Origin of the sequence: Streptomyces sp. NPDC008079, assembly GCF_042957385.1 — a bacterium.
GTDB lineage: Bacteria > Actinomycetota > Actinomycetes > Streptomycetales > Streptomycetaceae > Actinacidiphila.
Window position 1 is genome coordinate 1298529 of sequence record NZ_JBIBIC010000001.1, and the last position, 17314, is coordinate 1315842.

General features: G+C 72.7%; 17 protein-coding genes. 13 read left to right on the forward strand and 4 right to left on the reverse strand.

The genetic code is table 11. The annotated features are described in order from the left end of the window. Nucleotides 1-53: 53 nt before the first annotated feature. The 12 genes from hpt (at nucleotide 54) to ACFZAM_RS05750 (ending at nucleotide 11767) form a co-directional block, all read left to right on the forward strand. The gene (gene hpt, locus ACFZAM_RS05695) at nucleotides 54-608 is read left to right on the forward strand and encodes a hypoxanthine phosphoribosyltransferase (protein ID WP_355337280.1); all 555 of its coding nucleotides are present in this window, start codon (nucleotides 54-56) and stop codon (nucleotides 606-608) included. A gap of 258 nt (nucleotides 609-866) precedes the next feature. Next, nucleotides 867-2918: an ATP-dependent zinc metalloprotease FtsH gene (gene ftsH, locus ACFZAM_RS05700; RefSeq protein ID WP_355337283.1), complete on the forward strand. Its 2052-nt coding sequence runs from the start codon at nucleotides 867-869 to the stop codon at nucleotides 2916-2918. A gap of 145 nt (nucleotides 2919-3063) precedes the next feature. Next, nucleotides 3064-3672, forward strand: a complete 609-nt coding sequence (gene folE, locus ACFZAM_RS05705; protein ID WP_188283469.1) for a GTP cyclohydrolase I FolE — start codon at nucleotides 3064-3066, stop codon at nucleotides 3670-3672. Between the two features lie 221 nt (nucleotides 3673-3893). Next, nucleotides 3894-5738 carry a phosphatidylglycerol lysyltransferase domain-containing protein gene (locus ACFZAM_RS05710; RefSeq protein WP_355337286.1) on the forward strand — a complete coding sequence of 615 codons (1845 nt, stop codon included), beginning with the start codon at nucleotides 3894-3896 and terminating at the stop codon, nucleotides 5736-5738. A 23-nt stretch (nucleotides 5739-5761) separates the two neighbouring features. Then, nucleotides 5762-6631 (forward strand): dihydropteroate synthase, encoded by an 870-nt coding sequence (gene folP / locus ACFZAM_RS05715; protein ID WP_391043034.1) that lies wholly within the window; start codon nucleotides 5762-5764, stop codon nucleotides 6629-6631. Then, a complete protein-coding gene (locus ACFZAM_RS05720) occupies nucleotides 6628-7161 on the forward strand; it encodes a nuclear transport factor 2 family protein (protein WP_355337292.1) in 534 nt (177 codons plus the stop codon). Before folP ends, ACFZAM_RS05720 begins: the two co-directional genes overlap by 4 nt. A 136-nt stretch (nucleotides 7162-7297) precedes the next feature. Then, entirely contained in the window at nucleotides 7298-7657 is a 360-nt protein-coding gene (gene folB / locus ACFZAM_RS05725) for a dihydroneopterin aldolase (RefSeq protein ID WP_355337295.1), read from the forward strand. Continuing rightward, on the forward strand, nucleotides 7654-8277 hold the full coding sequence (folK, locus tag ACFZAM_RS05730; RefSeq protein WP_355337298.1) for a 2-amino-4-hydroxy-6-hydroxymethyldihydropteridine diphosphokinase: 624 nt from the start codon (nucleotides 7654-7656) through the stop codon (nucleotides 8275-8277). The genes folB and folK overlap by 4 nt, the downstream gene beginning before the upstream one ends. 106 nt (nucleotides 8278-8383) lie before the next feature. Beyond that, nucleotides 8384-8878: a DUF3180 domain-containing protein gene (locus ACFZAM_RS05735; protein ID WP_355337301.1), complete on the forward strand. Its 495-nt coding sequence runs from the start codon at nucleotides 8384-8386 to the stop codon at nucleotides 8876-8878. A 457-nt stretch (nucleotides 8879-9335) separates the two neighbouring features. Continuing rightward, the gene (locus tag ACFZAM_RS05740) at nucleotides 9336-9863 is read left to right on the forward strand and encodes a cysteine dioxygenase (RefSeq protein ID WP_355337304.1); all 528 of its coding nucleotides are present in this window, start codon (nucleotides 9336-9338) and stop codon (nucleotides 9861-9863) included. Further along, nucleotides 9860-10300 (forward strand): rhodanese-like domain-containing protein, encoded by a 441-nt coding sequence (locus tag ACFZAM_RS05745; protein ID WP_391043039.1) that lies wholly within the window; start codon nucleotides 9860-9862, stop codon nucleotides 10298-10300. The genes ACFZAM_RS05740 and ACFZAM_RS05745 overlap by 4 nt, the downstream gene beginning before the upstream one ends. A 432-nt stretch (nucleotides 10301-10732) precedes the next feature. Then, a complete protein-coding gene (locus tag ACFZAM_RS05750; protein WP_391043041.1) occupies nucleotides 10733-11767 on the forward strand; it encodes a hypothetical protein in 1035 nt (344 codons plus the stop codon). A gap of 13 nt (nucleotides 11768-11780) precedes the next feature. Here ACFZAM_RS05750 and ACFZAM_RS05755 read toward each other — a convergent pair whose 3' ends face one another. The 3 genes from ACFZAM_RS05755 to ACFZAM_RS05765 form a co-directional block, all read right to left on the reverse strand. Beyond that, entirely contained in the window at nucleotides 11781-12761 is a 981-nt protein-coding gene (locus tag ACFZAM_RS05755) for a sigma-70 family RNA polymerase sigma factor (RefSeq protein WP_391043044.1), read from the reverse strand. An 80-nt stretch (nucleotides 12762-12841) separates the two neighbouring features. After that, a complete protein-coding gene (locus ACFZAM_RS05760; RefSeq protein WP_355337313.1) occupies nucleotides 12842-13984 on the reverse strand; it encodes an NADH-quinone oxidoreductase subunit D in 1143 nt (380 codons plus the stop codon). Nucleotides 13985-14043: 59 nt separating this feature from the next. Next, complete coding sequence (locus tag ACFZAM_RS05765) at nucleotides 14044-15024, reverse strand: SAM-dependent methyltransferase (RefSeq protein ID WP_391043562.1); 981 nt, start codon at nucleotides 15022-15024, stop codon at nucleotides 14044-14046. 224 nt (nucleotides 15025-15248) lie between these two features. Here ACFZAM_RS05765 and ACFZAM_RS05770 point away from each other — a divergent pair, with 224 nt between their 5' ends. Continuing rightward, a complete protein-coding gene (locus tag ACFZAM_RS05770; RefSeq protein WP_391043047.1) occupies nucleotides 15249-16283 on the forward strand; it encodes a carbohydrate-binding protein in 1035 nt (344 codons plus the stop codon). 19 nt (nucleotides 16284-16302) lie between these two features. Here ACFZAM_RS05770 and ACFZAM_RS05775 read toward each other — a convergent pair whose 3' ends face one another. Next, the gene (locus ACFZAM_RS05775; protein WP_355337319.1) at nucleotides 16303-17262 is read right to left on the reverse strand and encodes a 1-phosphofructokinase family hexose kinase; all 960 of its coding nucleotides are present in this window, start codon (nucleotides 17260-17262) and stop codon (nucleotides 16303-16305) included. Nucleotides 17263-17314 lie beyond the last annotated feature (52 nt).

The following is a 17314-nucleotide window of genomic DNA, read 5'->3' on the forward strand; positions in this document are numbered from 1 at the left end:
GCTGCCGTCGCCCAGCGACCCGGGAGCCGACTACTTGAGGGACATACCGCGCAGTGAACGAGAACGACATGGGCGCCGATCTTGAGAAAGTGCTCATCTCCAAGCCAGAGATCGACGCGAAGCTCAGCGAGCTCGCCGCGCAGATCGACCGGGACTACGCGGGCAAGGACCTGCTGATCGTCGGTGTCCTCAAGGGCGCCGTGATGGTGATGGCGGACCTCGCACGGGCGCTGTCGAGCAACGTGACGATGGACTGGATGGCGGTGTCCTCCTACGGCGCCGGCACCAAGTCCTCGGGTGTGGTGCGCATCCTCAAGGACCTGGACACCGACATCGCGGGCCGTGACGTCCTGATCGTCGAGGACATCATCGACTCCGGGCTGACGCTGTCCTGGCTGATCAGCAACCTGGGCTCGCGCGGCCCCGCCTCCCTGGAGGTCTGCACGCTGCTGCGCAAGCCCGAGGCGGCCAAGGTCCAGCTCGACGTGAAGTACACCGGGTTCGACATTCCCAACGAGTTCGTGGTCGGATACGGCCTGGACTATGCGGAGAAGTACCGCAATCTCCCGTTCGTGGGCACACTCGCCCCGCACGTATACGGTGGCTGACTCCCGTCGGCCCGCCGCCGGCGGTCCGGCGCGGCACAGTCATGACGTCGGCCACACCCCGTTCGGCCCCGGGAACCCCAGTCGGTTTCCCGCCGTTGGAGCAGGGGAAGGCGGGATTGTTAACGGTCGGCGGCAACCTCGGGTGACAATGCTGGGGTACCGTCCGAAGGTCGGGTCATACACCGGCATGCACGCGCGGCCAGCAGGCGGCGGTGCCTCACTGTGGCAGGAGGGACGGGGCGACTTCGCCCCGCATGGATGGACGTGAAGCGCTATTTCCGTGGGCCAGTCATGTGGATCGTGCTGGCTGTCCTCGCCGTGGTCGTGTTGATGCAGGTCGTCGGGTCCGGCGGCGGCTACAAGACGGTGGATACCGGCGAGGTTCTACATGCGATCGAATCAAACCAGGCCAAGTCCGCCGAGCTGACGACAGGCGACGACAACTCCATCAAGATCCAGCTCAGGGACGGATCCAAGGTCGAGGGCAGCTCCAAGGTCCGCGCCAGCTACATCGGCAACCAGGGCTCGGCCATCGCCGCGGAGCTGCAGAACATCGTCGACGGCAAGGTGAAGGGGACCACCCTTCCCGACGGTTACACCGTCTCGCCGTCGAAGCAGAACGCTTTCGTCGGCATTCTGCTGTCGCTGCTCCCGTTCGTCCTCATCGTCGTGGTCTTCCTGTTCCTGATGAACCAGATGCAGGGCGGCGGCTCGCGCGTCATGCAGTTCGGCAAGTCCAAGGCGAAGCTGATCACCAAGGACACGCCGAAGACGACGTTCTCCGACGTGGCCGGTTGCGACGAGGCGGTGGAGGAGCTCCAGGAGATCAAGGAATTCCTCCAGGAGCCCGCGAAGTTCCAGGCCGTCGGCGCCAAGATCCCCAAGGGCGTGCTGCTGTACGGCCGTCCGGGTACCGGCAAGACCCTGCTGGCCCGCGCTGTCGCGGGTGAGGCGGGCGTGCCGTTCTACTCGATCTCCGGCTCCGACTTCGTCGAGATGTTCGTGGGTGTCGGCGCCAGCCGCGTCCGCGACCTGTTCGAGCAGGCCAAGGCGAACGCCCCGGCCATCGTCTTCGTCGACGAGATCGACGCCGTCGGCCGGCACCGCGGTGCGGGTCTGGGCGGCGGTCACGACGAGCGCGAGCAGACCCTCAACCAGCTCCTGGTCGAGATGGACGGCTTCGACGTGAAGGGCGGCGTGATCCTCATCGCCGCCACGAACCGGCCCGACATCCTGGACCCGGCGCTGCTGCGTCCCGGCCGTTTCGACCGGCAGATCGCGGTCGACCCGCCGGACCTCCAGGGGCGCGTGGAGATCCTCAGCGTGCACCAGAAGGGCAAGCCGGTCGCACCGGACGTCGACCTCATGGCCGTCGCCCGCCGCACCCCCGGCTTCACCGGCGCCGACCTGAGCAATGTGCTCAACGAGGCGGCGCTGCTGACCGCGCGCAGCAACAAGAAGGTCATCGACAACGCCACGCTGGACGAGGCGATCGACCGCGTCGTGGCCGGTCCGCAGAAGCGCACCCGGATCATGTCGGACAAGGAGAAGAAGATCACCGCGTACCACGAGGGCGGACACGCCCTGGTCGCGGCGGCCTCGCCGAACTCCGACCCGGTCCACAAGGTGACGATCCTGTCCCGCGGCCGCGCGCTGGGCTACACGATGGTGCTGCCCGACGAGGACAAGTACTCCACGACGCGCAACGAGATGCTCGACCAGCTCGCCTACATGATGGGCGGCCGGGCGGCGGAGGAACTGGTCTTCCACGACCCGACCACCGGCGCGTCGAACGACATCGAGAAGGCCACCGCGACCGCCCGTGCCATGGTCACGCAGTACGGCATGACCGAGCGGCTGGGCGCGATCAAGTTCGGTTCCAGCGACTCGGAGCCGTTCCTCGGCCGTGAGATGGGTCACCAGCGCGACTACTCGGAAGAGGTCGCCGGGCTGGTGGACGAGGAAGTCAAGAAGCTCATCGAGACGGCGCACAACGAGGCGTGGGAGATCCTGGTCGAGAACCGGGACGTCCTGGACAACCTCGTTCTGAACCTGCTGGAGAAGGAGACCCTGAACAAGGAGCAGATCGCCGAGATCTTCGCTCCGATCGTCAGGCGTCCCCCGCGTCCGGCCTGGACGGGCTCCGCCCGTCGTACGCCGTCCACCCGCCCGCCGGTGCTCTCTCCCAAGGAGCTGGCACTGACCAACGGCTCGCAGCCGGCCAACGGCATCACGACGGGTTCGGTCAGCACGACCAAGCCCGTCGCGGAGCCGGTCGACCGTCCCGAGGACGGCACGCCGGAGAGCTGACCGGCGCGAGCCGGTCAGGCACGAGAACAGGCAGTCCGGGCCGGACCCGGAATGCAGGCAGTGGCCCCAGGGTTTTAACCTTGGGGCCATTGCCGTTTTTGGGCCAGCTTTCCCACTTCGCCGAACTTCGGAGGAACGAGGCATCATGACCGACCCCGTGACGATCGACGGCGAGGGTTCGATCGGCGAGTTCGACGAGAAGCGGGCCGAGGCCGCGGTGCGCGAGCTGCTGTACGCGGTCGGCGAGGACCCCGACCGGGAGGGCCTGCGGGAGACCCCGGCGCGGGTGGCGCGCGCGTACAAGGAGATATTCGCCGGGCTCTGGCAGACGCCGGAGGACGTGCTGACCACCACCTTCGACCTCGGGCACGACGAGATGGTGCTGGTGAAGGACATCGAGGTGATGTCGTCCTGCGAGCACCACCTGGTGCCGTTCGTCGGCGTCGCGCACGTCGGCTACATCCCGGCCGTCAGCGGCAAGATCACCGGCCTGTCCAAGCTGGCCCGGCTGGTCGACGTGTACGCCCGGCGCCCGCAGGTGCAGGAGCGGCTGACCACGCAGGTCGCCGACGCCCTGATGCGCATCCTGGAGCCGCGCGGGGTGATCGTGGTCATCGAGTGCGAGCACATGTGCATGACGATGCGCGGGGTCCGCAAGCAGGGCGCCAAGACCATCACCTCCGCCGTACGCGGCCAGCTCCGCGACCCCGCGACCCGCGCGGAGGCGATGAGCCTGATCCTCGGGCGCGGCTGACCGGGCACGCGGCTGACCGGGCACGGGCTGCCTCCGGGCATGGGCCTGCTCGGGCACGGGCCTGGCGGCCCCGGTAGGCACGGTGCGGTACCGGGCCGCCGTAGCCGTTACGTAGACGCGCCGTAGCTGTCACAGTTGCGTTGCCCGCGAAGGAACCCACAGACAGGGTTTCGCGTCCTACTGGGCGCCACTCACTCGCTCGTACTGGACCCTGGTGAAGCATGTCCGCTGACCGTGCCTGTGCCCCGCGTTCGCGCCGCTGGCGGCTGCGACCCTCCGCCGTCCCGGGGATCATCGGCAGCGCCGCCGCGGTCATCGGGCTGCTGGACGTGGTCTCCGCGGTCTTCCCGGCCTTCCGCAACGGCCGGATGCACCACATGGCCGCGGTCTTCCCCGGCACCGTCAGCTCGCTCGCCGCCGCCACCGCGGTCGTCACCGGCGTCCTGCTGCTGATGCTCGCGCACGCGCTCAAGCGCGGGAAGGTCCGCGCCTGGTGGGCGGCCGTCGTGCTGCTGCCGGTCGGCGCGGCCACCCAGCTCGTCTACCGGCACTCGATCTTCGGCGCGCTGGTCTCGCTCGGCCTGCTGTGGGTGCTGATCTCCTACCGCGACGAGTTCACCGCGCTGTCCGACCCGCGCACCCGCTGGCGGGCCCTGCTGAACTTCGTCGGCCTCAGCACCGTCGCCTTCTCCCTCGGCCTGGTCATCACCAGCGCCCACCCGTCCTCCGAGCGCGGCAACCCCGGCTTCCTCGACCGCTGCGAGCACGTCCTGCTCGGCCTGTTCGGCTTCGAGGGACCCGTCACGTACACCAGCGACCGGGTCAACGACCTGGTCGGCTACTCGCTGGGCGGCCTCGGCCTGCTCATCGCGATCTCCACCGCCTTCCTCGCGCTGCGCCCCGGACGCCCGGTCGCCGAGCTGAGCGAGGCCGACGAGGACCGGCTGCGCGCGCTGCTGGCCCGGCACGGCGCCCGCGACTCGCTCGGCCACTTCGCGCTGCGCCGCGACAAGTCCGTGGTCTTCTCGCCCAGCGGCAAGGCCGCCGTCTGCTACCGCGTGGTGTCCGGCGTCATGCTCGCCAGCGGCGACCCGATCGGCGACGTCGAGGCGTGGCCCGGCGCCATCGAGCAGTACATGGAGCTGGCCCGCGCGCACGCCTGGCTGCCCGCCGTCGTCGGGTGCAGCGAGACCGGCGGCGAGGTGTGGACCCGCGAGACCGGCCTGGACGCCCTGGAGCTGGGCGACGAGGCGATCGTCACCACCTCCGCCTTCACCCTCCAGGGCCGCGCCATGCGCAATGTCCGCCAGATGGTCAAGCGCATCGAGCGGTCCGGATACGTGTGCCGGGTACGCCGGGTGCGGGACCTCAGCGAGGACGAGAAGCACCGCGTACGGCTGGCCGCGGACGCCTGGCGCGGCACCGACACCGAGCGCGGCTTCTCCATGGCGCTCGGCCGCTTCGGCGAGGATCTGGACGGGGACTGCGTGGTCGTCACCGCGCACAAGGACCGCGAGCCCGGCGCCCCGCACCCCGAACTGGGCGACCTGCGGGCCGTGCTGCACTTCGTGCCCTGGGGCGCGGACGGCATGTCCCTGGAGCTGATGCGCCGCGACCGGGCCGCCGACCCCGGCCTGAACGAACTGCTGATCGTCGCCGCGCTCCAGGAGGCGCCCGCCCTCGGGATCGCCCGCGTGTCGCTGAACTTCGCGATGTTCCGCTCCGCGCTGGCCCGCGGCGAGCGGATCGGCGCGGGCCCGGTGCTGCGCGGCTGGCGCGGTCTGCTGGTGTTCCTGTCCCGCTGGTTCCAGATCGAGTCGCTGTACAAGTTCAACGCGAAGTTCCAGCCCGAGTGGGTGCCGCGCTTCCTGGTCTTCCCCAACTCCCGTGATCTGCCCAGGATCGGCTTCGCCATCATGCAGGCCGAGGGCTTCGTCACGCTGTCCCTTCCGCTGCCCGACGCCGTCCAGCGTTTCCTGCCCGGGCGCGCCACCCGCCCCCCGCACCGGCACAAGCCCGGTTACGCGACGTCGGTGGACGCGACCGAGCGGAGTGCGGTGGCGTAGGGCGTAGCCCCTACGCTGGGCGCATGAGTACGTTGCTGGGCCGCGTCAGGCCCGTCGGACTGCCGGAGTGGGACCGCTGCGCGGTCATGGGCGTGGTGAACGTCACGCCCGACTCGTTCTCCGACGGCGGGCGGTGGTTCGACCCGGAGCTGGCCGTCAAGCACGGCCTCGATCTCGTGGCGCAGGGCGCCGACATGGTGGACGTGGGCGGCGAGTCCACCCGGCCCGGCGCCAAGCGGGTCGACGAGGCGGAGGAGTTGCGCCGGGTCGTGCCGGTGGTGCGGGAGCTGGCCGCGGCCGGGGTGCTGGTCAGCGTCGACACGATGCGCGGCTCGGTCGCCGAGCAGGCGGTCGCCGCGGGCGCCCGGCTGGTCAACGACGTGAGCGGCGGCCTCGCCGACCCCGCGATGGTCCCCGCGGTCGCCGCCGCCGGGGTGCCGTTCGTCGTCATGCACTGGCGCGGCCAGAGCATCGACATGAACAACCGCGCCGTCTACACCGACGTGCTCGGCGAGGTCGTCACCGAACTGCGCGCGGGCCTGGACCGGGCGGTGGCCGGCGGCATCGACCCCGGCCTGGTGATCCTCGACCCGGGCCTGGGCTTCGCGAAGACCGCGGACCACGACCTGACGCTGCTGGCCCACCTGAGCGCGCTGCGCGAACTGGGCCGTCCGCTGCTGGTCGCCGCCTCCCGCAAGCGGTTCCTCGGCCGCATCCTGGCCGGTGACAACGGCGAACCGCCGCCCGCCAGGGAACGCGACGCGGCCACCGCGGCCGTCACCGCCATCGCCGCCCGCGAGGGCGCCTGGGCGGTCCGCGTCCACGAGGTGCACGCCAGCGCCGACGCCGTCCGCGTCGCCCGCGCCATCGAGATCGGGGGGGTCCGCGCATGACGCCGCGCACCGCGGAGGCCCGCGCCGTCGAGCGGGCCAACCAGGCGTTCTACGACGCCGTGGAGACCTCGGACCTGGACGCGCTGGAGTCGGTGGTCCTGGACGGGCCGCTGGCCGAGTCGGTGGCCGTCGTGCACCCCGGCTGGCCGGTGCTGCGCGGACGCCGCGAGGTCATGCGGTCGTACGCGCTGATCATGGCCAACACGGATTACATCCAGTTCTTCCTGACCGACGTGGAGGTCGCCGTCGACGGCGACAGCGCGGTGGTCACCTGCACCGAGAACATCCTGACCGGCGGCCCCGCCGAGGAGGACGGCTCCGCGGGCTCGCTCGTCGGCGGCCTGGTGGTGGCCACCAACGTCTTCCGCCGCACCGCCGACGGCTGGCGGATGTGGGTCCACCACGGCTCGCCGGTGCTGGCCGAGGACGACGACGAGGACGACGAGGACGGCGAGGGCCCCGGCGGATCCGGCGGTCCCGGCGACGATCTGCTGGACGACGAGGGCTTCGACGGGACGGCGGGAGCGTGACCGCGGGCCGCCCGTGACCGGCTCTGTCGGTGACCGACGGTAGATTCGGAGCAGACGACGGGGCGGACCGCCCCGTCCGCCGCCGGCCGGGACACCCCGGACGGCGGCCGTCCGACCGACCGGCGGGAGAGAGTTCGTGGATCGTGTCACGCTGCGGGGCCTGAAGGCCCTGGGCCACCACGGTGTGTTCGAGCACGAGCGCGAGGACGGCCAGGTCTTCGTCGTGGACCTCGTGCTGGGCCTCGACACGGCCCCCGCGGCGGCCGATGACGACCTCACCAGAACCGTGCATTACGGTGTGGTCGCCGAAGAGGTCACGGCCGTCGTCTCCGGCGAACCGGTCGACCTCATCGAAACCCTCGCCCAGCGCATCGCCGACACGTGCCTGGCGCACGACGTCGTGCAAGAGGTCGAGGTGACCGTGCACAAACCGGACGCGCCGATCACCGTGCCCTTCGACGACGTGACCGTGACCATCACCCGGAGGCGCCCGTGAACTCCCCCCGTCGGGAGCACGCCCACAAGCCCGCGTTCGACCCGACCGTGCAGCCCGTACCGGCCTCCGTGGTCGCGCAGGTCGACGCGGCGGACTTCACCCTGAACAACCCCAAGACCGCGGTGATCGCCCTCGGCGGCAACCTCGGCAACCGGCTGGAGACCCTGCAAGGCGCGGTCGACGCGCTGGAGGACACCCCCGGCGTCCGGGTCAAGGCCGTCTCGCACGTGTACGAGACCGAGCCCTGGGGCGTTCCCGAGGGCTCCCAGGCCACGTACTTCAACGCGGTGGCGCTGGTGCGCACCACGCTGCCGCCCGAGTCGCTGCTGGAGCGCGCCCAGGCCATCGAGGAGGCGTTCCTGCGGGTGCGCACCGAGCGCTGGGGGCCGCGCACCATCGACGTCGACATCATCGCGTACCAGGACGTGGCCTCCGACGACCCGGCGCTGACACTTCCGCACCCGCGCGCCCACGAGCGTGCCTTCGTGCTCGTGCCGTGGTACGACGTGGACCCGGCGGCCGAACTGCCGGGGCACGGCCCGGTCGCGGAACTGATCGGGGCGGTCGGCTCCGCGGGGGTGCGACGGCGCACGGACGTGGAACTCCGGCTGCCCGAATAATCGTTGGGACCTGCGTACCGCGCATCCGCCACGGGCGGGCGCGGGCGGACGAGCGCACACAGGCGCGCGGACGGCGCACTGCACAGAAAGTGGAGGCGGGCACTCGGTGAGGACGCTGCGGATCAGGACGCTGGCGGGGCTCTTCGCGGTGGCGGGCGTGCTCTCATGGGCCGCCGCGCGGCTGTGGGACCACGTCGGGACGCTGCCGGGCGTGCCGGTCGCCGCGCCGATCGTGCTCGCGCTGATCGCCGTCGCGCTCCTGGCCACCGCGCTGTCGCTGCGCGCCCGGCTCAAGGCGCAGCGCGAACGGCACCCGGGCGCCAAGGGCGTCGACCCGCTGGCCGCCGCCCGCGCGGTCGTCTTCGGCCAGGCCAGCGCCCTCGTCGCGGCCCTCGTCGTCGGCATGTACGCGGGCACCGGGCTCTACCTGGTGATGTACGACCTCGACATGGACCCGCGCCGCCAGCAGGCCATCTACGCGGGCCTGGCCGTCGTCGCCGGGATCGCGGTGATCGCCGCCGCGATCTTCCTGGAGCGGGTCTGCCGCCTCCCCGAGGACGACGACACGGTGCCGCACGGCACGACCCCGCACCGCCGCTGACCCGCGCCCGAGGTACCCGTGTCCCGGCCGCACCTCCCGCCCCCGGGTACGTATCCCGCATCCTGAGACGTATCCGACACCCGTGGTCCCCGCCGTTGCGGGGCCGACGCCACCACTCGGACGTCCGGCTTGACCGGCGGGCGGGTGGCGTGGTTCAGTCCGCTACGTGAGCGAACCCGGATGGCATCTGCACCGGAAGGTCCACCTGGACCTCGTCCGGTACGCGGGCTGCATCTGTACGACCGCGCGCTGACGCGCGCCTCCGACGTCCTTCGTTCATCTTTCGCGTCGTAGCCGCAGCCCCGGCCTGATTTTCGTACGAACCCGGCACGCTTCATTCTCAAGGGATCTCTCGTACGCACGCCCCCGCTGCCCGCCGACGCGGCGTATCCCCGGGTGGTGTCCCTTGAATTCCGCTGCTCCCTCGTCCGAACCCGCCGCCGCTTCCGCCTCCGCCGTGTCCACTGTCTCCACCGCGCCCTCGACCGCTCCCGCCGCGCCCACCGCCGCCGATCTCCTCGACTTCGCCCGCAAGGTGGCCGCCGACCCCGCCGTCGTCGGCGATCTGCCGCTCGACCCCGAAGGCCGCACCTGGGTACGGCTGGAGGGCCCCGGCGGCGCGGAGGCGTGGCTGATCGGCTGGCCGCCCGGCGCCGAGACCGGCTGGCACGACCACGGCGGCTCGTACGGCGTCTTCGTCACCGCCGCCGGTGAGCTGACCGAGCAGTCGCTGTCCGTGCCGCTGCCCTCCGAGGGCTGGCGCTCCCTGGAACTGGCCGAGGGCCTGGACCGCAGGCGCGTGCTGCCGGAAGGCGTCGGCCGCGCCTTCGGCCGCAACCACGTCCACCAGGTCACCAACAGCTCCCCGTCCTCGCACGCCGTCTCGGTGCACGCCTACTACCCGCCGCTGCCGCTGATCCGCCGCTACAGCCGCAAGGGCAGCACGCTGCGCCTGGAGCTGGTCGAGCGCCCGGAGGAGTGGTGACCGCGCTCGACGCGCGCCTGGCGGCCGTACGGGCCCGGCTGGACCGGCTGGGCCCCGAGGCCGCCGCCCGCGCCGCGGAACACGACGGCGCCCTGCTGGTCGACATCCGCTACGGCGCGCTGCGCGACCGCGACGGCACGATCCCCGGCGCCGTCATCGTCGAGCGCAACGAACTCGAATGGCGGCTGGACCCCGAGGGCACCCACCGCCTCCCGCAGGCGACGGGCCCCGGCCTGACCGTCGTGGTGATCTGCAACGAGGGGTACGCGTCCTCGCTCGCCGCCGCCTCCCTCCAGGACCTCGGGCTGCGCGCGGCCACCGACCTGGACGGCGGTTTCCAGGCGTGGCGCGCGGCGGGCCTGCCGGTCACCGCGCCGGACGGCACCCCGACGGTCCCCACCGCGCACATCGCGGCACAGGCCGAAGGCGCTTTCTGATCCCGCTACTGATCCCGCTACCGATCGCGCTCTGATCGCGGCACTGATCCCGTCGCGGGGAAGCTCAAGATCAAATTCCCGGAGTGCGTCGGGGAATACCCCAACAACCCCTTCCGCGAACCGGAGTTGACGTCGGACCCAGGTCGCCGAACCTGGGTATCGGCGCCGCCGTAATCGCCCCCGTTGGGCCCGGCACCGGACCCCGCGCCGGACCCAACGGGGGCGGCCCCGGGGCCCGGTGGGGCGGCGCGGACGGGCCTCGGCGCCGCCGCGGCGGCACATGAGGACGGCATTGGCCGACGGCACATGGGGGGACACATCGTGCAGCGCCGAATGCCCTCCGTATTCGCCGGACGAATCGCCGTGAGAATCCGCCCAGATATTCGGGACCCGCCTCCCCACGATCCCTTCACACACGCTAAATTTCTGGCCATGCCCCGTGGACGTCACCGCCATTCGCAGCCGCTGCACCGGATGCTGCCGCCGCTGACCGTCGTCGGCAGCGCCGCGGTCCTCGCCGCCGCCGCCCTGTTCTCCGGCGATACGGGCGTGATCCGGGTGCTCACCGTCGCCACCGCGCTGACCGCGTGCGCGGGCGCCGCCCTCGCCCGCACCTGGGACCGCTCCGCCGGCCGTACGGTCGCCGAACTCGAAGCGGCGCGCGTCCGCGAGGAGTGGCGGACCGACGAGCGGGCCGCCGAGTTGGAGACGGACCTGGAGGAGTCCCGCGAGATACGCGGGCGCCTGGAGAAGAAACTCCGGGCCAAGCGCGGGGAATTGGCGAGGCTCCGCACCGAGCACGCCGACCTGCTCCGCCGGTACGCCACCGCCGAGAGCGAGCGCGCCCAGGTGCTGGAGAGCCGCCGTCAGCTCCAACTGGACTCCGCCCCGCGGCAGCTCGCCCTCACCGGCGGTGCCTCGCCGGTCGGCCCCGCCGCCTTCCTCAAGGCCGATCAGGCGCTGCGGGACCTCGGCCGCAACGCCGCCCGCCAGCAGGCCAGGCGCACCGTCGAGGACGCCCGCCGCCGCGACACCGCGGGCCCCGAGGACGAGCCGCAGGGCCGCCACGCGGCGGAGGCCGAGAGCCACACCCGGACCGCCGCGCCCGCCACGTCACCGGCCGGTCTGCCGGTCCGCGAACACCGCCTCGTCCCGGCCGTCGCCGCCGCCGTCCTGCCCTACGCGCAGCCCCAGCGCTCGCCGGGCGCCCCCGGCGGCAACGGCAGCCGGGCCATCGGCGGCTTCGACTTCTTCGGCACGCAGAAGCCCGCGGGCGGTGCGGACCCGGAGGACGTCTCCGGGGTGGACGCGCTGGACGACGTGGCCGACCTGGACGACGTCGTGGGGGACGAGGCCGTCGCGGAACACGCCCAGGCCGTCGCGGAGTCGGGCCCCGAGGTCATCGACCTCACGGCCCACGACGAGACCGAACAGCTCGACATGTCGGAACTGCGCGCCCAGGCCTGACGGCGCGGGGGATTCACGCCAGCGGGCGCACGTCCAGCGCGGCCAGCCGCCCCGGCTCGGTGACGATGTCGACGGCCGTGATCCGCCCGTCCGCCGCCGAGACCGCGAAGGTCAGGACCCGCGCGTCCGCGGTGTCCAGGTCCACCGCCGCCGCCAGGAGCCCGTCGACCAGCACCAGCCGCGCCGTGGAGGCCATCGCGGCGTAACTGACCGCGCCGCGCGCGACGTTGGCCGCGCCCCGGCGGGTGGAGGTGACGCCGGGCCGCCCGGGGACGTCGGAGCGGACGGTGACCTCGGGGTCCAGGACCGCCAGGAGCGCGTCGAAGTCCCCGTCGCGCGCCGCGGCGAGGAACGCCTCGACGGCCGTGCGCCGCAGCGCCGGGTCGGGGTCGGAGACCTCGGTGCCGCCCTGGACGCGGCGCCGGGCGCGGCTGGCGAGCTGGCGGGCGGCGGCGGGGGTGCGCTCCACGATGGGCGCGATGTCGTCGAAGGGCACGGCGAACATGTCGTGCAGCACGAAGGCGAGCCGTTCGGCCGGGTCCAGGGTCTCCAGGACGACGAGCAGGGCGAGCCCCACCGAGTCGGCCAGCAGGGCCTGCTGCTCGGGCCCCGGCGCGGGCAGCGTCACCGCGCCCACGTACCCGTACTCGTATCCGTCCGGCGCGGTGATCGGCTCCTCGCGGCGGGTGCGGCGCGAGCGCAGCATGTCCAGGCAGATCCGGCCGACCACCGTGGTCAGCCAGCCGCCGAGGTTGCGGACCTCGGCGGCGTCGGTGCGGTTCAGCCGCAGCCACGCCTCCTGGACGGCGTCGTCCGCCTCGTCGGCCGAGCCGAGCATCCGGTAGGCCACGGCCCGCAGATGGGCGCGGTTCGCCTCGAACCGCGCCGCCAGCAGCTCTCTGTCGTCCTTGCCGTCGTGCCTGCCGTCTTCCAGGCCGTCGGGCACGCCGTCGTGCCCACCGTCGTCCAAGCCGTCGTCCATGGGTGCGTCCATCGGTCGGTCCTCCGTCACATGCCGTCACTCTCCTGACGGACCAGTGACCCCGAATGTGACGCGCGGACCGCCCGGCGGCGCTACTTGTCGACGTCGCCGACCACGAAGAACATCGACCCGAGGATCGCGACCATGTCCGACACCAGCGTGCCCGGCAGCAGCACCGCCAGCGCCTGGATGTTGTTGTACGACGCGGAGCGCAGCTTCAGCCGGTACGGCGTCTTCTCGCCCTTCGACACCAGGTAGTAGCCGTTGATGCCGAGCGGATTCTCGGTCCACGCGTAGGTGTGCCCCTCGGGGGCCTTGAGCACCTTCGGCAGCCGCTGGTTGATCGGCCCCGGCGGCAGCTCCGCCAGCCGGTCCAGGCACGCGTCCGCGAGGTCCAGCGCGTTGTGCGTCTGCTCCAGCAGCACCTCGAAGCGCGCCAGGCAGTCGCCCTCGGTCCTGGTGACCACCCTCAGGGTGTCGCCCAGCTCCCCGTACGCCAGATACGGCTCGTCGCGCCGCAGGTCGAAGTCGACGCCGGAGCCGCGCGCGATCGGCCCGCTGACGCCGTACGCGTGCACGGCCTCGCGGGACAGGACGCCGACACCGCGGGTCCTGCCGCGGAAGATCTCGTTGCCGAGCACCAGGTCGTCGAAGCGGCCCATCCGCGACCGCACCCCGGCGACCGCCTGGCGCACCCGCCCCTGCCAGCCGTTGGGCAGGTCCTCCTTCAGGCCGCCGACCCGGTTGAACATGTAGTGCATCCGGCCGCCGGAGACCTCCTCCATCACGTGCTGGAGGTTCTCCCGCTCGGAGAAGGCGTAGAAGATCGGCGTGATCCCGCCCAGCTCCAGCGGGTACGAGCCCAGGAACATCAGGTGGTTCAGCACCCGGTTCAGCTCCGCGAGCAGCGTCCGCGTCCACACCGCGCGCTCCGGCACCTCCATGCCGAGCATCCGCTCGACCGACAGCACCACACCCAGCTCGTTCGCGAACGCCGACAGCCAGTCGTGCCGGTTCGCCAGCATCACGATCTGCCGGTAGTCCCGCGCCTCGAACAGCTTCTCCGCGCCCCGGTGCATGTATCCGACGATCGGCTCCGCGCTGCGGATCCGCTCCCCGTCCAGCACCAGCCGCAAGCGCAGCACCCCATGCGTGGACGGGTGCTGCGGCCCGATGTTCAGCACCATGTCGGTGCCCTCGGCCGCCCCGCCGACTCCGATCGTGGTCTCCGTCATGCCGCCATCCTCTCAGGACTCCCCGCCCGTATCCCACGGGCGGTGCCGGGCCCGCGGGCTCAGCGCGCCCGCGGCGACCGCCGTGCGTCCGCCGAGTCCTGAACCGCCGCCAGGACGCCGGTCACGCCGACCTCCGTCACCAGCCAGGTGAAGTCGCCGAGGCCGCCGCGGGCGGTCAGTTCGGCGGCCTCGCCCGCGGCGGCGAGGCCGCGGACGTAGGCGGCCGGGTCGGCGGCGGCCAGGGCGAGCGGGGGGCGGGCGGCGGAGAGGCCGAGGGAGCGCAGGGCGGCGCGTTGGGGGAGCGCCGTGCCCGGCAGGGCGTCGAGGGCGACATGGGCGGTGAGGTCGCGGGAGCCGTCGGGGACGGGCTCCACCTGGCGGCCGTCGCGGTAGCCGGTGAGCGTGCCGTACGGGGGCCGCGCCGCGCGCGTGTGGGCGTAGTCGACGGCGACGGCCGCCCCGGCGTCCAGCGAGCCGACCGCCTCGGCCCAGGCGGCCTCGCGCGGCAGCCCGATCTCGGCGCGGGCGCCGGGCTCCGGCGACGGCGGCCACCACCGCTCCAGCCACCGCGCGTCGGCGCCGCGCACCGGCTCGCCGAGGCGCTCCGCGCCGTCGGCCGGGCGGACCAGCACCTGGCGGGGCACGCCCGCCTCGTCCGTCTCGGCGACGTCGAGCGGCACATTGTCCAGCCACTCGTTGGCGAAGAGCAGGCCGCGCACACCGCGCGGCGGCCGGTCGCTCCAGGTGATCCGCGGGTCGAGCCCCGGCGGGCGCGGCGCGCGTTCGACGGCGTGGACGCGTACGCGGCCGGCGACCGGCGCGGGGAGCGCGGCCAGCACCCCGGAGCACAGCTCCGCGCGGCCCGCGCCCATGTCGGTGAAGGCCAGCTCGGCCGGGTGCCCGAGGGCCGCGTCGACCCGGACCAGCAGCTCGGCGACGGCCCCCGCGAAGAGCGCGGAGGCGTGCACGGAGGTACGGAAATGCGCCGCGGGCCACTCCCGTACGAAGAAGCCCTCGGGGCCGTACAGGGCGCGGTCCATGGCCTCCCGCCAGGGCACCCACCGCTCCCGCCACTCGCTGTCCACGGGGTTAACGGTACGTGTCCGGTGAAGTGTGCCTGCTCACAGGGGAACCTTCCTGACCTGGAGATGCGTCGAAGGCTTGAGCGGGGTGTCTCTCGGGGCCGGTAGTGTTCCGGAGATACCACAGGCGCCGCGACGGCGTGTGCAGCGTGTGTGCAGTGCAGTGAGGGAGTGGACAGCGGATGACTGCCGGAAACGACGGCGCCCCTGAGAACGACGACCCGTTCGGTTATCTCTACCGGTCGGAGGGCGGCGAGCAGCAGCCCGAGCAGGCCCCGGTGCAGCAGCCGGGCATGCCGCGTACCTCGCACCACCAGATCCAGCGGGTCGGTGAGCGTCGTCCGCAGCCGCCGCAGACGCCCTCGGGCTACGGCTACCCGCAGCAGCAGTCGCCCTCCGGCTACGGCTATCCGCAGCAGACCCAGCAGCAGACGCAGGCGTACGGCCAGCAGCCCGGCCAGCAGCAGTACGGCGGCCAGCAAGGGCAGCAGGGCCAGCAGGGATACCCGGGCCAGCAGGGTTATCCCGGCCAGCAGCCTCCCGCGCAGCCCCCGCACACCCGTCGCGCGGGCGGCGGCGGCCAGCAGGGCGGCGGCGCGCCCAACCGCAAGGGTCTGCTGATCGCGGCGGTCGCCGTGGTCGCGGCCGTGGCCATCGGCATCGCCTTCGCGATGACCAACGGCTCGGGCGACGGCGACAAGAAGGCCAGCGACAAGCCGTCCAGTCCGGCGGTCACCTCGGCCGCGCCCACCGAGACGACGCCGTCGGTCTCCGCGGAGCCGACCCCGTACGACTCGAAGAAGACCGACGCCTCGACGCTCGTCCTGACGGGCGGCGCGCAGACGAGCACCGAGCACCCGGGCGCGAGCGCGGCGGGCGGCACCTATGTCGACCACCTGACGCAGGTCGGCGCGACCGTGACGTGGACGGTGACGGTGCCGAAGGACGGCCCGTACACGCTCTTCACGTACTACGGGAACGCGGGCGACGACGCGACGCTCACCCTCGGGGTGAACGGCAAGGCGCGCAGCGGCCCCGTCAATCTGAAGAACTACGGCCACTACACGGACTGGGCGAAGGCGTGGAACAACCACACCTACTCCTGGATCGACCTCAAGGAGGGCTCCAACACCGTGACGCTGAGCTGCCAGCAGGGCAATCAGTGCGCGGTCAACCTGGACCAGTTCGAACTCAAGCAGGGCCAGGTCACCGAGTAGCCGCCGCCGGGGCCCGCCCTCACACCGCCGCGCCGGGCTCCGCGGGCACCACCGTCACCTGGGGCAGCAGCTCCGCGTAGACGGCCGCGTCGAATTCGCCCGCCGCGGGCGCCGCGACCGTGGCCGCCGACAGCGCGACGGCCCGCGCCAGCCGGCGCGGCCACGTCAGGCCCTCCGCGAGCCCGGACAGCAGCCCCGCCACCGCCGAGTCGCCCGCGCCCGTCGGATTGCCCGCCAGGCGCGCGGGCGGCAGCGCCTGCCAGCCGCCCTCCTCGGTCAGCGCCAGCATCCCGTCCTCGCCGAGCGAGGCGGCCACCGCGCGGGCGCCGCGCCGCCGGGCGTCACCGGCCGCGCGGGCGGGCTCGGAGAAGCCGGTCAGGCCGGTCAGCTCCACCGCGTTCGGCTTGATCAGGTCGGGGCGCGCGGCCAGCCCGCGGCGCAGCGGCTCCCCGCTGGTGTCCAGCAGCACGAACACCCCGGCGGCCCGCGCCTCGCGCACCAGCTCCGCGTACGCGCCCACCGGCAGTCCCGGCGGCAGGCTGCCGCACAGCGCCACGGCCGTCGCGCGGCCGTCGGCGAGCAGCGCGCGGTAGCGCTCCAGGAACCCGCCCCACTCGCGCGGGGTGACCGTGGGCCCCGGTTCGTTGAACATCGTCGTGTCGCCGGTCGTGTCGTCCACGACGCCCACCGTGCGGCGGGTGGTGCCCGCGATGGGCACCAGCGCGTCGGTCAGCAGCCCGTCGTCGTACTCGGCGGCCCGCTCGGCGAGCCGTTCGCGCAGCTCGGCGCCGACCGGGCCGCCGACGAAGCCGGTGACGACGGCGGGGCGGCCGAGCGCGGCCAGCACGCGGGCGACGTTGAGTCCCTTGCCGCCGGGGCGTTCCGCGGTGTGGGTGACCCGGTGGGTGGAGTGCGGTCGGAGCGACGGGACCCGGTAGGTCACATCGAGGGCGGCGTTCAGCGTGACGGTGATGATCACCTGACGATGATGACAAAAGTACGGCGGTCGGCCCAGTGCGCGCCGACCGCCG

Excerpts from the sequence above, each read along its gene's own strand:
- ftsH (WP_355337283.1), top strand. The coding sequence starts at position 867 with ATGGACGTGAAGCGCTATTTCCGTGGGCCAGTCATGTGGATCGTGCTG.
- folE (WP_188283469.1), top strand. The coding sequence starts at position 3,064 with ATGACCGACCCCGTGACGATCGACGGCGAGGGTTCGATCGGCGAGTTC.
- ACFZAM_RS05710 (WP_355337286.1), top strand. The coding sequence starts at position 3,894 with ATGTCCGCTGACCGTGCCTGTGCCCCGCGTTCGCGCCGCTGGCGGCTG.
- folP (WP_391043034.1), top strand. The coding sequence starts at position 5,762 with ATGAGTACGTTGCTGGGCCGCGTCAGGCCCGTCGGACTGCCGGAGTGG.
- ACFZAM_RS05720 (WP_355337292.1), top strand. The coding sequence starts at position 6,628 with ATGACGCCGCGCACCGCGGAGGCCCGCGCCGTCGAGCGGGCCAACCAG.
- ACFZAM_RS05750 (WP_391043041.1), top strand. The coding sequence starts at position 10,733 with ATGCCCCGTGGACGTCACCGCCATTCGCAGCCGCTGCACCGGATGCTG.
- ACFZAM_RS05755 (WP_391043044.1), bottom strand. The coding sequence starts at position 12,761 with ATGGACGCACCCATGGACGACGGCTTGGACGACGGTGGGCACGACGGC.
- ACFZAM_RS05760 (WP_355337313.1), bottom strand. The coding sequence starts at position 13,984 with ATGACGGAGACCACGATCGGAGTCGGCGGGGCGGCCGAGGGCACCGAC.
- ACFZAM_RS05765 (WP_391043562.1), bottom strand. The coding sequence starts at position 15,024 with ATGGACCGCGCCCTGTACGGCCCCGAGGGCTTCTTCGTACGGGAGTGG.
- ACFZAM_RS05770 (WP_391043047.1), top strand. The coding sequence starts at position 15,249 with ATGACTGCCGGAAACGACGGCGCCCCTGAGAACGACGACCCGTTCGGT.